Below are 12,592 nucleotides of genomic sequence, written 5' to 3'. Positions count from 1 at the left end.
GGTTTTTTTACGCCTGATCAATCGGCCAGGCATGCCCGACTTCAAGCTGAAGGTACTCCATGAACGCGCGCACCTTGGGCGTCAGGGCAAAGCGGTCGGCCACGCACAGGTAGATATCCATCGGTTCGGTCTGGGCGTAGGCCCTGGCTGGCTGCGAATACTCGAACAACGCCACCAGTTGGCCGCGCTCGAGCAGGGGCCGGGCGACGAACTCGGCCAGGCGGGCAATGCCGCCATCCTGCACGGCCATTTGCGTCAGTACGTCGATGTCATCGCTAATCAGCACATTGGCGAATTCGGCATCAAAACGCAGGCCCTCGCGAATAAAACCCCAGCGCAAGAAGCGCCCATCCACCGGGTAGCGGAACACCAGGCAGCGGTGTTCCTTGAGCTGTTCGGGTGATTGTGGCCAGCCGGCAGCCGCCAGATAGCCCGGGGACGCGCAGCAAATGAACGGTACCCGGGCAATGTGCCGGGCCAGCAGGCCGTCTTCGAGCTGCGGCTGGATACGGATACTGACATCGACGCCTTCCTGAGCGTGGTTGACCCGTCGATCATTCGTAACCAATTCAATTGAAAGCTGCGGATAACGCGCGCCGAATGCCGGAATCAGCGGCGCCAGCACATGGCGGCCAAACGCCGAAGACGAGGCAATGCACAGACGCCCCTTAGGCTCGCAATCGGGTGCAGTGACGGCTTGCTGGGCTTGCTCCAGATCGCGCTCGATGTGTTTGACCTTGTCGTAGTACAGGCTGCCACTGGGCGTCTGGGCCATGCTGCGCGTGGTGCGCGAGAGCAGGCGCACCTGCAGGTGGGCTTCCAGGCGGGCGATATTCTGGCTCACGGCGGCGGCACTCAGGCCCAGGCTGCGGGCGCCACCGGCAATGCTGCCGGCTTCGACTACCTTGATGAAACTTTTGATCGAACCGAGCAGGTTCATGACGGGGATCCAGGCATTCGTAAGATCTTCTTTATAAAGACCTAAGCCCAAGGCGTCTACCGCAGTCCAGCAGCGCCTTGCTAGGCTGCACCTTCACTCACCAGGAAGGAGTCAGCATGACCTCCAATACCAGCGCCCGCAGCCGACGCAAACTCGGCGTTCGCGCCACCCCCTACGTGTTCGCCTTCTTCATGTCGGCAATCATGGCCCTGTTGATGTGTTTCGTGATCACCGCCGCCAACGCCGGCATCAACGAGCACTACCTGGGCAACGTGCTCAAGGCCTACCAACTGGCGATGCCAGTGGCCTTCGCCTGTGTACTGGTGGTGCGCCCGATCGTGCTCAAGCTGGTGGCCTGGACCGTGCACCCAAGCCACTGACGCTGCTGCTGCTGCTCAGGGTTGGGACGCGATGGCTTTTTCGATCGCCGCCCTGAACGCCGGATCATCCGGCTTGGTCAGGCTGGAGAAGTTGGCCACTACCTTGCCCTGGCGATCGACCACGTACTTGTAGAAATTCCACTTCGGCGCGCTGCTTTGCTCGGCCAGCCCCTTGAACAGCGGCGTGGCATTGGCGCCGCGCACGGGCTGGGCCTGGGTCATGGTGAAGGTCACGCCATAGTTGGCATAGCAGACCTTGGCAGTTTTCTCGGCGTCGGCGTCTTCCTGCTTGAAGTCATTGGACGGCACCCCGAGCATTTCCAGGCCCTGTTCGTGGTACTCCTTGTAAACGCTTTCCAGGCCTTCGAACTGCGGAGCAAAGCCGCAATAGCTGGCGGTATTGACCACCACCAGCGGCTTGCCGGCAAAGCGCTGGCACAGGTCGATCTGCTCCTTGCCGCTCAGCGCCGGCAGCTTGCTGTCGAGCAGCGCCGGGCAGGCGGCGGCCAGGGCATTGGCCGCGGCGGCCAGGGTCAACAGCGGAACCAACATCCAGCGTGTGCGCATCTTCTCTCTCCCTCGAACGTTCCCGGAGAAATCAGAGTACTCCTAGCACACGCCCATGCCCAACTGCATCAACGCCAGGCCGCCCTCATGCCAGCCCCACCAGGCCAGCGCCAGCAGCAACAGGGCGGCTAAGCCGAGCATGCTGCGAACGACAACAGGCTTCATGCCGCTTGCGCCTGCAAGCGCGCCACCGGGCGCTCGCGTACCGGCCAGTTCAGCGCTGCAGCGAGCAGGCTGAGGAGGATGGAAATCTGCCAGACCAGGTCATAGTTGCCGGTGCGGTCATACACCACTCCGCCCAGCCAGCCACCGAGAAAAGCCCCCAACTGGTGGAACAGGAAGACGATACCGCCGAGCATCGACAAGTTGCGCACACCGAACAGAGTGGCCACGGTGCCGTTGGTCAAGGGTACGGTCGACAGCCACAGCAGGCCCATGGCGATGCCGAAGAGGTAAGCACTGAACTGGCTGATTGGCGCCCACAGGAACAACACGATGACTACCGCGCGCAGCAGGTACAGAGCGGTCAGCAGGCGCGGCTTGGACATGCGCCCGCCCAGCCAGCCGGCAGTGTAGGTGCCGACGATATTGAACAGCCCGACCAGCGCCAGCACCGTGGTGCCGATGGTCGCTGGCAGATGCTGGTCGACCAGATAGGCCGGCAGGTGCACACCGATGAACACCACCTGAAAGCCACAGACGAAAAAGCCCAGGGCCAGCAGCCAGAAGCCGGAATGCGAACAGGCTTCGCGCAGGGCCTGGCCGAGGGTCTGGTCGTTACCCTGGCTGGGCAGCGGGCGATCACGTAGCAGCCCTACCAGCGGCACGATAAAGGCCACCAGCAAGCCCAGCACCAGCAAGGCCGGCGACCAGCCCAGCCAGCCGATCAGGCCCAGCGTTCCCGGCAGCATGGCGAACTGACCGAAAGAGCCGGCAGCGCTGGCGATACCCATGGCCATGCTGCGCTTCTCGGGCGGCACGGCACGGCCGACCACACCGAGAATCACCGAAAACGAGGTGCCCGACAGGCCGATACCGATCAACAAACCGGCACTGAGCGACAGGGTCAGGGCCGAGTCGGACATGCCCATCAGCACCAAGCCGGCGGCATAAAGAATACCGCCGACCATCACTACCTTGGCCGCACCGAGGCGATCGGCCAGGGCTCCGGCAAACGGCTGGGCCAGGCCCCAGATCAGGTTCTGCAAGGCAATGGCGAAGGCGAATACGCCGCGGCCCCAGCCAAACTCGGCGCTCATCGGCGCCAGGAACAGGCCAAAGCCGTGCCGCACGCCCAGCGACAACGCCAGGATCAGCGCCGCGCCAAGCAGAATCCACCCACTGGTTCGCCATACCGATGTCATTTTTGTTGTCTCCAGTGCCGCAAGGTTATGCGGGTATATACCCGCTTATAATCGTAAAACGCTCAGGCCAGCAGCTCCAGCAGGCGCACCAGTTCGTCACGCTGACCTTCGCCGAGGGTCTTGACCAAGCCGCTTTGAGCTTGCTCCCAGGCCGGTTCCGCCGCCTGCAGGCGCGCCCTGCCCTGCTCGGTCAGCAACACGATGCGGTTGCGCAGGTCCTGCCCTTCGGCCAGGGCCACCAGGCCCTCGGCTTCCAGTACCCGCAGGTTGCGCCCCAGGGTACTGCGGTCCAGGCCCATGGCGTCGGCCAGGGTGGAAATACTCGGTTGATCCAGGCGGCGCAAATGGCGCAGCAGGGAAAACTGCGCGACGTTGATCCCGAAGCCTTCGAGGGCCTCGTCGTAGTGTCGGCTCACCCCACGGGCAGCACGACGCAGGTGGGTGCAGATGCATTCGCTGGTCAACATAGTGCGTGTATATACCCGCACTTTGCCAACTGCAAGCTTTTATTCACCGCTCACAGCACCAGGGCGATCAATACCGCCAGCTCCAGCAGCTCGAGCAGTGCCCCGGCGGTATCGCCGGTGGTGCCCCCCAGCCGGCGCACCATCACGTGGCGCAGCCAGGCGAAGACGATGGCGGCCACCAGCAGCACCCATATGCCCTTAAGCCCTGCCAGCAGCACACAGGCCAAAGCACTGACGAGTAACACCAGCTTGCCCGCCCTGCGCGGCAGATGATCGGCAAGCGCCTGGCCGAGCCCGCCGCTGCGCACATAGGGCGTGCACAGGAACAAGCCCAGTAACGCCGCGCGGCCGATCAGCGGTGCGAGCAACAGCAGCAGCCCGTCACCTCGCTCGATCAACGCCAGCACGGCACAGAACTTGAGCAACAACACCAGTACCAGGGTGACCACGGCAATCGGCCCGCTGCGCGGGTCTTTCATGATCAACAAGGTACGCTCGCGGTCGCCAAAACCGCCCAGCCAGGCATCGGCGCTGTCGGCCAGGCCGTCCAGGTGCAAGGCGCCGCTGAGCAGCACCCAGGCACTGAGCAGCAAGGCGGCGTGCAGCAGCACCGGGCTGCCGGCCAGCAGCGCGTTCAGCCCCCAGAGCACCACCCCGAACAACAGCCCCACCAGCGGGTAGCACAGCAGTGAGCGACCCATTTGCTCAGGCGTCGGCATGCCCGGCAGGCGTACCGGCAAGCTGCTGAGAAACTGCAGGGCGATCCAGAACGCAAGCATCTCAGCGCACCTCGCGCAGGCTGCCGTCAGCCAGCAGCTCCAGGCGGCACAAGGCGCCATGGGCCACTTCGACCTGCAGCAGTTGCTCACGTGGCAGACCACGGGCACGGGCCAGCAACAGGCGCATGACGCCGCCGTGGGTGACCAGCAGCAACTGCTGGCCGGCATGGGCCTGGTGCAAGGCGCTGATGGCCTGCAACACCCGTGCGCAGAAATCCACCACCGGCTCGCCGCCTGGCGGTGTATAGGTATAGGGGTCAGCCCAGAACTGGCCGAGCTCGGCTTCGTGAGTGAGCATCAGCTCTGCTGCGCTACGCCCTTCCCACTCACCGAAATGCAGCTCCTGCAGCCCCGGCGCCAAGTGCAGCGGCAGGTTCAACTGCGCGCCAAGCTCCTGGGCAAAGCGTGCGCAGCGCTGCAATGGCGAGCTGACCAATGCATCCCAAGGGCCGGCATCACTCACCGCCGCGCGCATCTGCGCCCAGCCCTTGTCGGTCAGGGCATCGTCGAGGCTGCCGCGCAGGCCGCCACCCAGTTCGGTTTCACCGTGGCGCAGCAGGTCGATGATCATGCCGGGCGATCCGCTACCGCGGCTTCGGCAAAGGTCGCCATCTGCCCGTGCAGGTCACAGGCCAGGCGCAACACCGGCACCGCCAGCGCCGCACCACTGCCCTCGCCCAGGCGCAGGCCCAGCTCCAGCAGCGGCTCGGCGCCGAGCTCGGCAAGCACCCGGCGGTGGCCCGGCTCAGCGCCACGATGGCCGAACAGCAGCCAGTCGCGGCAACCCGGATTGATACGCGTCGCCACCAGCGCGGCAACGGTGCAGATAAACCCATCCACCAGCACCGCAACACCGGCCTGGGCGCAGCCCAGGTAGGCACCGACCAGCGCGGCGACCTCGAAGCCGCCAAAACACAACAGCCGCTGCAGCGGGTCGTCGCCCAGCGCTGCATGCTGCTGCAATGCCCGCTGGATAACTTCGGCCTTGTGCCGCACACCGGCGGCGTCCAGCCCGGTACCCGGGCCGCTGAGTTCCGTGGCCGGGCAGCCGAGCACGGCGCAGGCCAGGGCACTGGCGGCGGTGGTGTTGCCGATCCCCATCTCGCCGCCGATAAACAGCCGGGCGCCGCTGGCAGCCGCGCGCAAGGCACTCTCGCGCCCGCCCTGCAGAGCCTGCACGCACTGTTCGTAGCTCATCGCCGGTACCTGGGCAAAATTGGCCGTACCCGGGCCGACGCGCAGGTGACGTACACCCGGCAGCTCCAGCGCCAGGTCGATGGTGCCCAGGTCGATCACTTCCAGTTGAGCATTCAGCTGCCGCGCCAGCACACTGATCGCAGCGCCACCGCTGACGAAGTTGAGCAGCATCTGCCCGGTCACCGCTTGCGGGTAAGCCGAAATACCTTCGGCGACCACGCCGTGATCGCCGGCAAAGATCGCGATCCACACCTGCTCGACGCTCGGCTTGAGCTGGCCTTGCAAACCGGCCAGTTGCACCGCGAGCTGCTCCAGGCGGCCCAGCGAGCCCGCCGGCTTGGTCAGTTGCTGTTGCCGCGCCAGGGCCTGTTCGCGAACGTTCTGATCGACAGGTCGACAGGCTTCAAGCCACCAGGTTTGACTCATAGTGCAGGTCCTTTCAGGGTAAGCGGCAAGCCGGCGACAGTCAGCACCACGCGCTGGCAGCGCTCGGCAATGGCCTGGTGCAGCGCGCCTGCTTCATCGACATAACGGCGGGTCAGCTCGCCCATGGGCACCACGCCCAGGCCGGTTTCATTGCTGACCAGAATGATTTCGCCCGGCAACTGCGCCAGGCAGTCGAGCAACGCCGTGCGTTCGGCCGCCAGGCGCTCGGGGTTGTCGAGCATGAGCAAATTGGTCAGCCACAGGGTCAGGCAATCGACCAGCAGGCAGCGCTCGGCACAGGCAGTGGCGCGCAGCACCCGGGCCAACTCCAGCGGCTCTTCGATCAACGCCCACTCGGCCGGACGCCGCTCGCGGTGCAACTGCACCCGTGCATTCATCTCGCCGTCGAGCGGTTCGCTGGTGGCAATGTAGGTGACCGCCAGGCCGCTGTGCATCGCCAGTTGTTCAGCCAGGCGGCTCTTGCCCGAACGGGCGCCGCCAAGGATCAGGTTGAGCATTTCAGTTCAGTCCGCAGAGTTGGCGCAGGCGCGCGGTGTCCAGGTGCTGTTCGACCAGGTCGGCCAGGCGCTCGATGTCGCGTTCGCGCAGGGCGTGGTAGTCGATCAGTTCGACCTCCTGCAGCCCGGCCCAGCGCAACAGTGCAGCGCAGCAATGCGGCGCCTCGAACAGCCCATGCAGGTAGGTGGCGAGGATCTGCCCGTCGGCGCTGATGGCGCCATCGGCGCGACCGTTGTCGAGCAATACCGCGGGGCGCTCCAGCGCCGGTCCCTGGGTTACCCCGGCGTGAATTTCGTAACCGCTGATGGCTGCCTGCTCCAGTTGCAGGGTGCCGGCAACATTGCGCAGCTGCTTTTCGGCTTCCAGCACGGTGACAAAATCCAGCAGGCCAAGGCCATCGCTGGCCCCCGCTGGCCCTTCCAGGCCCAAGGGGTCTTGCACCCGTCGGCCGAGCATCTGCAGCCCGCCGCAAATACCCAGGACCTTGCCGCCATAACGCAGGTGGCGGCTGATTGCCTCGTCCCAGCCGCGCTCGCGCAACTGCGCCAGGTCGCCGCGCACGCTCTTGGAGCCGGGCAGGATGATCAGGTCGGCCGGCGGGATTGGCTGACCGGGGCCGATGAACTGCAGGTCGACCTGCGGGTGCAGGCGCAGCGGGTCGAAATCGGTGTGGTTGCTGATGCGCGGCAGCACCGGCACGATCACCTTGAGCTGGTGCCCGGCCTTGAGGCCCTGGCGCTGGTCGATCCCGTCTTCGGCTTCCAGGTGCAGGTCCATCACATAGGGCAGCACGCCCAGCACCGGTTTGCCGGTACGCTCTTCAAGCCAGTCCAGGCCCGGCTGGAGCAAGGCGATGTCGCCACGAAAACGGTTGATGACAAAGCCTTTGACCCGCGCCTGCTCGCTCGGTGAGAGCAGCTCCAGCGTGCCGACCAGATGCGCAAAAACGCCGCCACGGTTGATATCGGCAATCAGGATCACCGGGCAGTCGACCGCCTCGGCAAAGCCCATGTTGGCAATGTCACCGGCACGCAGGTTGATCTCGGCCGGCGAACCCGCGCCTTCGACCATCACCACCGGATACGCCGCGCTCAAGCGCTGGTGCGAGGCCAGTACGGCCTGCATGGCGATGATCTTGTAGTCGTGATAGGCCACGGCATTCATGCTGGTGACCGCCCGGCCATGGACGATCACCTGGGCGCCGGTGTCGCTGTTGGGTTTGAGCAGCACCGGGTTCATGTCGGTGTGCGGGGCCAGGCCCGCAGCCTGGGCCTGCACCGCCTGGGCACGACCGATCTCGCCGCCCTCGGCGGTCACGGCACTGTTGAGCGCCATGTTCTGTGGCTTGAACGGCACCACGGCGATGCCCTGGCGCAGCAGCCAGCGGCACAGTGCGGTCACCAGGGTGCTCTTGCCGGCATCGGAGGTGGTGCCCTGCACCATCAGGGTGGTCATGGGTATTCCTTGCGGTATTCGCTGAAGGCCTGGGCCAGGCGCTGAAAGTCCTGTTCACTGGCCGGCAGGCCGAAACGCAGGCTCGGCGGCTGGCTGAACAGGCGCAGGAGGATGCCGCGCCGGGCCATGAATTCATGCAGGCGCGGCGCCTGCTCGGTAACCAGGTACTGGAACAGGTCGCAGCTGCCGCTGGGGTCAAAACCTGCTGCACTGAGCACCGCGGCCAGGCGCTGGCTGGCAGCGGCGCAGCGGATGATCTGCTGCTGGTGGGCGGCGCCGTCGAGCAGGCAGGCCTGGCCGAGGATCCGCGTCGGGCCGCTGATGGTCCAGGGCCCGAGCTGTTCGGCGAGCAGTTGCAACAACTGGCGCTCAGCGAGAACAAAGCCCAGGCGCACACCCGCGAGGCCAAAGAACTTGCCGAACGAACGCAACACGATCAAACCGCTGCGCTCGGCATGGGCGCCAATGCTGTGCTGCGGGGTGTTGTCCATGAAGGCTTCATCAACCAGCAGCCAGCCACCTCGGCGGGCCAGGCGCCCATGCCATTCCAGCAGTTGCTCGGCAGCAATCAGCTGGCCGGTGGGGTTGTTGGGGTTGACCACCACCAGCACGTCGAGGCTGTCGAGGTAGTAATCGACCTGGTCCAGCGGCAACTCGCGCACTCGATGGCCTGCGCGGCGCCAGCCTTCGGCGTGCTCGGCGTAGCACGGCGACAGCACCCCGACCGTGCCGGGGCGGCGCAAGCGTGGCAAGGCCTGGATCGCTGCCTGGGAGCCGGCCACTGGCAACAGTTGCTCGACCTGGTAGTAATCACGGGCCGCCTGTTCGAGGCCGTCTTCGGTTTCGGGCAAACGCGCCCAGGCCCGTAGCGGAACTTCGGGGATGGCGTAAGGCCAAGGGGCAATGCCGCTGGACAGGTCCAGCCAGTTTTCGCGGGCGATGCCGTATTGCTGCACTGCGCGTTGCAGGCGACCACCGTGTTCAAGCATAGAATTCAGCCCCCAGGCACAACACCAGCAACCACAACCACACCCCCTGGCAAACCAGTCGCCAGCCGCGCTCGATGGCGTCGGCATCGGCCTGCGGGCCTTCGCCCAGTTGCGGGCGCTCGTGCAGCTCGCCGTGGTACACCGCCGGGCCGCCCAGCTCGACCCCCAGCGCTCCGGCCCCGGCCGCCATCACCGGCCCGGCGTTGGGGCTGTCCCACAACGGTGCCTGGCGCCGCCAGCAGCTCAGGGCCAGGCGGGTCTTGCCCAGCAGTGCGTAGGTCAGGGCCACCAGGCGCGCAGGAATGTAGTTGAGCAGATCGTCGATTTTCGCTGCGGCCCAGCCGAAGCGCTCGAAGCGTTCATTACGATAGCCCCACATGGCGTCGAGGGTGTTGCTCAGGCGATAGAGCACCACCCCCGGCACGCCAGCGACGACAAACCAGAACAAGGCGGCGAACACCGCATCGCTGCCGTTCTCCAGCACCGACTCGGTGGCGGCGCGGGCCACTGCGGTTTCATCCAGTTCGCGGGTTTCGCGGCTGACCAGATAACCGACGCGCTGGCGAGCTTTGTCCAGGTCGCCCTGGCGCAAGGCTTCGGCCACCGGCGTCACGTGCTCGCCAAGGCTGCGCAGGCCGAGGGCGCAGTACAGCGCCAGCACTTCGACCAGCCAGCCAATGTATGGCAGCCAGGACAACAGCATGGCGACGAAAGTCAGCGGCACCACCGCCAGGAACCAGGCACTGACGCCATGGCTGCGCCAGCCGCGGCCGCCGGCATTGAAACGCTGTTCCAGGCGCCCGGCCAGGCGCCCGAAGGCTACCAGCGGATGCCGGCGCTTGGGCTCGCCCAGCAGCGCATCCAGCGCCACCCCGGCCACTGTCAGCAACGCCACGCTCATCAAGACTCTCCCCACTGGTTTTCAAACAGCATGTCGTTCAGCGGCCGCGCCGTGGTCCAGCCTTCAAGCACCAGCATCGGTGCCGGGTAAAATTCCTGAACCGGGCCCAGGCAGAGGATTGCCAGCGGCTTGGCACCGGCCGGCATGCCCAGCAACTCGGCCAGGGCCTGGGGCTCGAACAGCGACACCCAGCCCATGCCCAGGCCTTCGGCGCGCGCCGCTAGCCATAAGTTCTGGATCGCACAGGACAACGACGCCAGGTCCATCTCCGGTAAGGTCCGGCGGCCGAAAATGTGCGCTTCGCGTTCATCCATCAGTGCCGCGACCAGCAGCTCGGCGCAGTCGCTGATGCCTTCGACCTTGAGCTTCATGAAGTCGTCGGAGCGCTCACCCAGGGCGTGCGCCGTGCGCAACCGCTCCTCCTCCACCAGGGCCTGGATACGCTGGCGCAGTGCGCGCCGGGTGATGCGGATGAAACGCCAAGGCTGCATCAGGCCGACGCTGGGTGCCTGGTGCGCAGCCTCAAGCAGGCGCGCAAGCAGCTCGGGGGCAACTTCGCCACCGCTGAAGTGACGCATGTCGCGACGCTCGCCGATGGCGCGGTAGACCGCCGCGCGTTCGGCCTCGGTAAAAGCATGTTCAGTCATGGACACAGCAGCGCCGCCGACGCCTGGGGGTTGGAAGCAAAATAGAAGTGCACGTAGGAAGCGGTCAAGCGGCCCTGGCGATACACCGCCTCGGCACCACGGCCGCCGTTGGGGCTTTGGCCGCGGGCAATCGGTTCAAGCCCGGTGCTGGTCAGCGAATGATGGTAGGTGTGCCCGCGCAAGGTGCCTTCGGGCAGCTCCACGGCCTGCAGGGCCAGGGCGGCCAGGCGCTTTTGCATCACCGCCTCGCCTGCCAGCAGGCCAAGCAGTTCGGCACGTTCGCCGGCAACATCGGTGAGGGCATCGAGCAGGTAGAGCATGCCGCCGCATTCGGCAAGCAACGGTTTGCCGGCGTGATGATGGGCGCGGATGGCGTCGAGCATCGATGTGTTGGCCGCCAGGGCCTGGTGGTGCAGCTCCGGGTAACCACCGGGCAGGTACAGGCTGTCGGCGGCTGGCAAGCTTGCATCGTGAAGCGGCGAGAAGAACGCCAGCTGCGCGCCCATGGCCCGCAGCAGGTCGAGGTTGGCGCCGTAGGTAAAGGCAAAGGCTTCGTCGCGGGCAACCGCGATGCGCACGCCTTGCAGCAAGGGCTCGATGGCAAGCTCGGTTGGCGCGGCGAAACGCACCGCTGGCGGCAACGCCGCATCGCAACTGGCGCCCAGGGCCGCTGCGGCAGCATCCAGACGCGCATCGAGGTCGTTCAGTTCACTGGCTTGCACCAGCCCCAGGTGCCGGCTCGGCAGCTCGATGCCGGTTTCTCGCGACAGCCCGCCGTACCAGCGCAGCCCTTCGGTCAGGCTGCCTTCGAGCAACTGGGCATGGCGCAGAGTACCGACACGGTTGGCCAGTACCCCGGCAAACGGCAGGTCCGGCTGATAGCGCGCCAGGCCCAGGGCCAGGGCGCCAAAGGTCTGGGCCATGGCGGTGCCATCGATCACCGCCAGCACCGGCACGCCAAAATGCCGGGCCAGGTCGGCGCTCGAAGGCGTGCCGTCGAACAGCCCCATGACCCCTTCGATCAGGATCAGGTCGGCTTCAGCCGCCGCTTCCCACAACAGCCGACGGCTTTCCTGCTCGCCGACCATCCACAGGTCAAGCTGATACACCGGCGCACCGCTGGCGCGCTCGAGGATCATCGGGTCGAGAAAGTCAGGGCCACACTTGAATACCCGGACCTTGCGGCCCTGGTTGCGATGCAGGCGCGCCAGAGCGGCGGTCACCGTGGTCTTGCCCTGGCCGGAGGCCGGTGCGGCGATCAGTACCGCCGGGCAGTGGCGCGCATCACTCATAGTTCGACGCCCTTCTGGGCGCGGATGCCGGCCTGGAAAGCGTGCTTGATCATGCCCATTTCGGTGACGGTGTCGGCCAGCTCGATCATTTCATCCTTGGCCGCGCGGCCGGTGACGATCACGTGCTGCATAGGTGGGCGCGCCTGCAGGTCGCTGAGCACCTGGTCGAGGTCAAGGTAACCGTGCTTGAGGGCGATGTTCAGCTCGTCGAGCACCACGAAAGCGATCGACGGGTCCTGGAGCATCTGCCGCGATACCGCCCAGGCGGCTTCGGCGGCGGCGATGTCGCGCTGGCGGTCCTGGGTTTCCCAGGTAAAGCCCTCGCCCATCACGTGGTAGCGCACCTGCTCGGGAAAGCGCCGGAAGAACAACTCTTCGCCAGTGCTGTTGCGGCCCTTGATGAACTGCACCACGCCGCACTGCATGCCGTGGCCCATGGCCCGGGCGAGCATGCCGAAGGCCGAACTGCTCTTGCCCTTGCCGTTGCCGGTGAGCACCAGCAGCAAGCCGCATTCGTTGGGCGAGTTGGCGATGCGCTCGTCGATCACGGCCTTTTTGCGCTGCATGCGCGCCAGGTGGCGTTCGTCGCGCTCGGTGGATTCAGTCATGAGGTTCTCCGCAAACCACTGTCGGCCGATCCGCAACGAGCGCAGCAGCCGGTGGCTGCTC

The 12,592-nt window shown here is 65.9% G+C and carries 16 protein-coding genes; 1 reads left to right on the top strand and 15 read right to left on the bottom strand.

The features are described 5' to 3' along the window. Positions 1-7 precede the first annotated feature (7 nt). Positions 8-940, bottom strand: coding sequence for a LysR family transcriptional regulator (locus ABIE20_RS21155; RefSeq protein ID WP_429507111.1), 933 nt, complete (start codon positions 938-940; stop codon positions 8-10). A gap of 116 nt (positions 941-1,056) precedes the next feature. Here ABIE20_RS21155 and ABIE20_RS21150 point away from each other — a divergent pair, with 116 nt between their 5' ends. Next, the gene (locus tag ABIE20_RS21150; protein WP_429507109.1) at positions 1,057-1,320 is read left to right on the top strand and encodes a DUF2798 domain-containing protein; all 264 of its coding nucleotides are present in this window, start codon (positions 1,057-1,059) and stop codon (positions 1,318-1,320) included. Positions 1,321-1,335: 15 nt separating this feature from the next. Here the strand turns inward: ABIE20_RS21150 and ABIE20_RS21145 are convergent, their stop codons facing one another. The 14 genes from ABIE20_RS21145 to cobO all read right to left on the bottom strand — a co-directional run bounded on the left by ABIE20_RS21145 (position 1,336) and on the right by cobO (position 12,531). Further along, positions 1,336-1,887 carry a glutathione peroxidase gene (locus tag ABIE20_RS21145; RefSeq protein ID WP_429507108.1) on the bottom strand — a complete coding sequence of 184 codons (552 nt, stop codon included), beginning with the start codon at positions 1,885-1,887 and terminating at the stop codon, positions 1,336-1,338. Between the two features lie 42 nt (positions 1,888-1,929). Then, entirely contained in the window at positions 1,930-2,052 is a 123-nt protein-coding gene (locus tag ABIE20_RS21140; protein WP_429507106.1) for a hypothetical protein, read from the bottom strand. After that, a complete protein-coding gene (locus ABIE20_RS21135; protein ID WP_429507104.1) occupies positions 2,049-3,251 on the bottom strand; it encodes an MFS transporter in 1,203 nt (400 codons plus the stop codon). The genes ABIE20_RS21140 and ABIE20_RS21135 overlap by 4 nt, the downstream gene beginning before the upstream one ends. A gap of 62 nt (positions 3,252-3,313) precedes the next feature. After that, positions 3,314-3,718: a MarR family winged helix-turn-helix transcriptional regulator gene (locus ABIE20_RS21130; protein ID WP_429507102.1), complete on the bottom strand. Its 405-nt coding sequence runs from the start codon at positions 3,716-3,718 to the stop codon at positions 3,314-3,316. A 50-nt stretch (positions 3,719-3,768) separates the two neighbouring features. After that, positions 3,769-4,497 carry an adenosylcobinamide-GDP ribazoletransferase gene (locus ABIE20_RS21125; RefSeq protein ID WP_429507100.1) on the bottom strand — a complete coding sequence of 243 codons (729 nt, stop codon included), beginning with the start codon at positions 4,495-4,497 and terminating at the stop codon, positions 3,769-3,771. Between the two features lies 1 nt (position 4,498). Then, a complete protein-coding gene (gene cobC / locus ABIE20_RS21120) occupies positions 4,499-5,068 on the bottom strand; it encodes an alpha-ribazole phosphatase family protein (protein ID WP_429507098.1) in 570 nt (189 codons plus the stop codon). Beyond that, entirely contained in the window at positions 5,065-6,120 is a 1,056-nt protein-coding gene (gene cobT, locus ABIE20_RS21115; protein WP_429507097.1) for a nicotinate-nucleotide--dimethylbenzimidazole phosphoribosyltransferase, read from the bottom strand. The genes cobC and cobT overlap by 4 nt, the downstream gene beginning before the upstream one ends. Further along, positions 6,117-6,638 carry a bifunctional adenosylcobinamide kinase/adenosylcobinamide-phosphate guanylyltransferase gene (cobU, locus tag ABIE20_RS21110; RefSeq protein ID WP_429507095.1) on the bottom strand — a complete coding sequence of 174 codons (522 nt, stop codon included), beginning with the start codon at positions 6,636-6,638 and terminating at the stop codon, positions 6,117-6,119. The genes cobT and cobU overlap by 4 nt, the downstream gene beginning before the upstream one ends. A gap of 1 nt (position 6,639) precedes the next feature. After that, positions 6,640-8,094, bottom strand: coding sequence for a cobyric acid synthase (locus ABIE20_RS21105; protein ID WP_429507093.1), 1,455 nt, complete (start codon positions 8,092-8,094; stop codon positions 6,640-6,642). Continuing rightward, positions 8,091-9,083 carry a threonine-phosphate decarboxylase CobD gene (gene cobD / locus ABIE20_RS21100; RefSeq protein ID WP_429507091.1) on the bottom strand — a complete coding sequence of 331 codons (993 nt, stop codon included), beginning with the start codon at positions 9,081-9,083 and terminating at the stop codon, positions 8,091-8,093. The genes ABIE20_RS21105 and cobD overlap by 4 nt, the downstream gene beginning before the upstream one ends. Beyond that, a complete protein-coding gene (gene cbiB, locus ABIE20_RS21095) occupies positions 9,076-9,984 on the bottom strand; it encodes an adenosylcobinamide-phosphate synthase CbiB (RefSeq protein WP_429507090.1) in 909 nt (302 codons plus the stop codon). The genes cobD and cbiB overlap by 8 nt, the downstream gene beginning before the upstream one ends. Then, positions 9,984-10,637, bottom strand: coding sequence for a 5,6-dimethylbenzimidazole synthase (gene bluB / locus ABIE20_RS21090; RefSeq protein WP_429507089.1), 654 nt, complete (start codon positions 10,635-10,637; stop codon positions 9,984-9,986). The genes cbiB and bluB overlap by 1 nt, the downstream gene beginning before the upstream one ends. Further along, positions 10,628-11,923: a cobyrinate a,c-diamide synthase gene (locus ABIE20_RS21085; RefSeq protein ID WP_429507088.1), complete on the bottom strand. Its 1,296-nt coding sequence runs from the start codon at positions 11,921-11,923 to the stop codon at positions 10,628-10,630. Before ABIE20_RS21085 ends, bluB begins: the two co-directional genes overlap by 10 nt. Continuing rightward, entirely contained in the window at positions 11,920-12,531 is a 612-nt protein-coding gene (gene cobO, locus ABIE20_RS21080) for a cob(I)yrinic acid a,c-diamide adenosyltransferase (RefSeq protein ID WP_010220352.1), read from the bottom strand. Before cobO ends, ABIE20_RS21085 begins: the two co-directional genes overlap by 4 nt. Positions 12,532-12,592: the final 61 nt, after the last annotated feature.

This window comes from Pseudomonas sp. 2835 (assembly GCF_050435905.1).
Taxonomy (GTDB): Bacteria; Pseudomonadota; Gammaproteobacteria; order Pseudomonadales; family Pseudomonadaceae; genus Aquipseudomonas.
The sequence above is the reverse complement of the archived record's forward strand: the minus strand, read 5'-3'. Positions and strand labels throughout refer to the sequence as shown.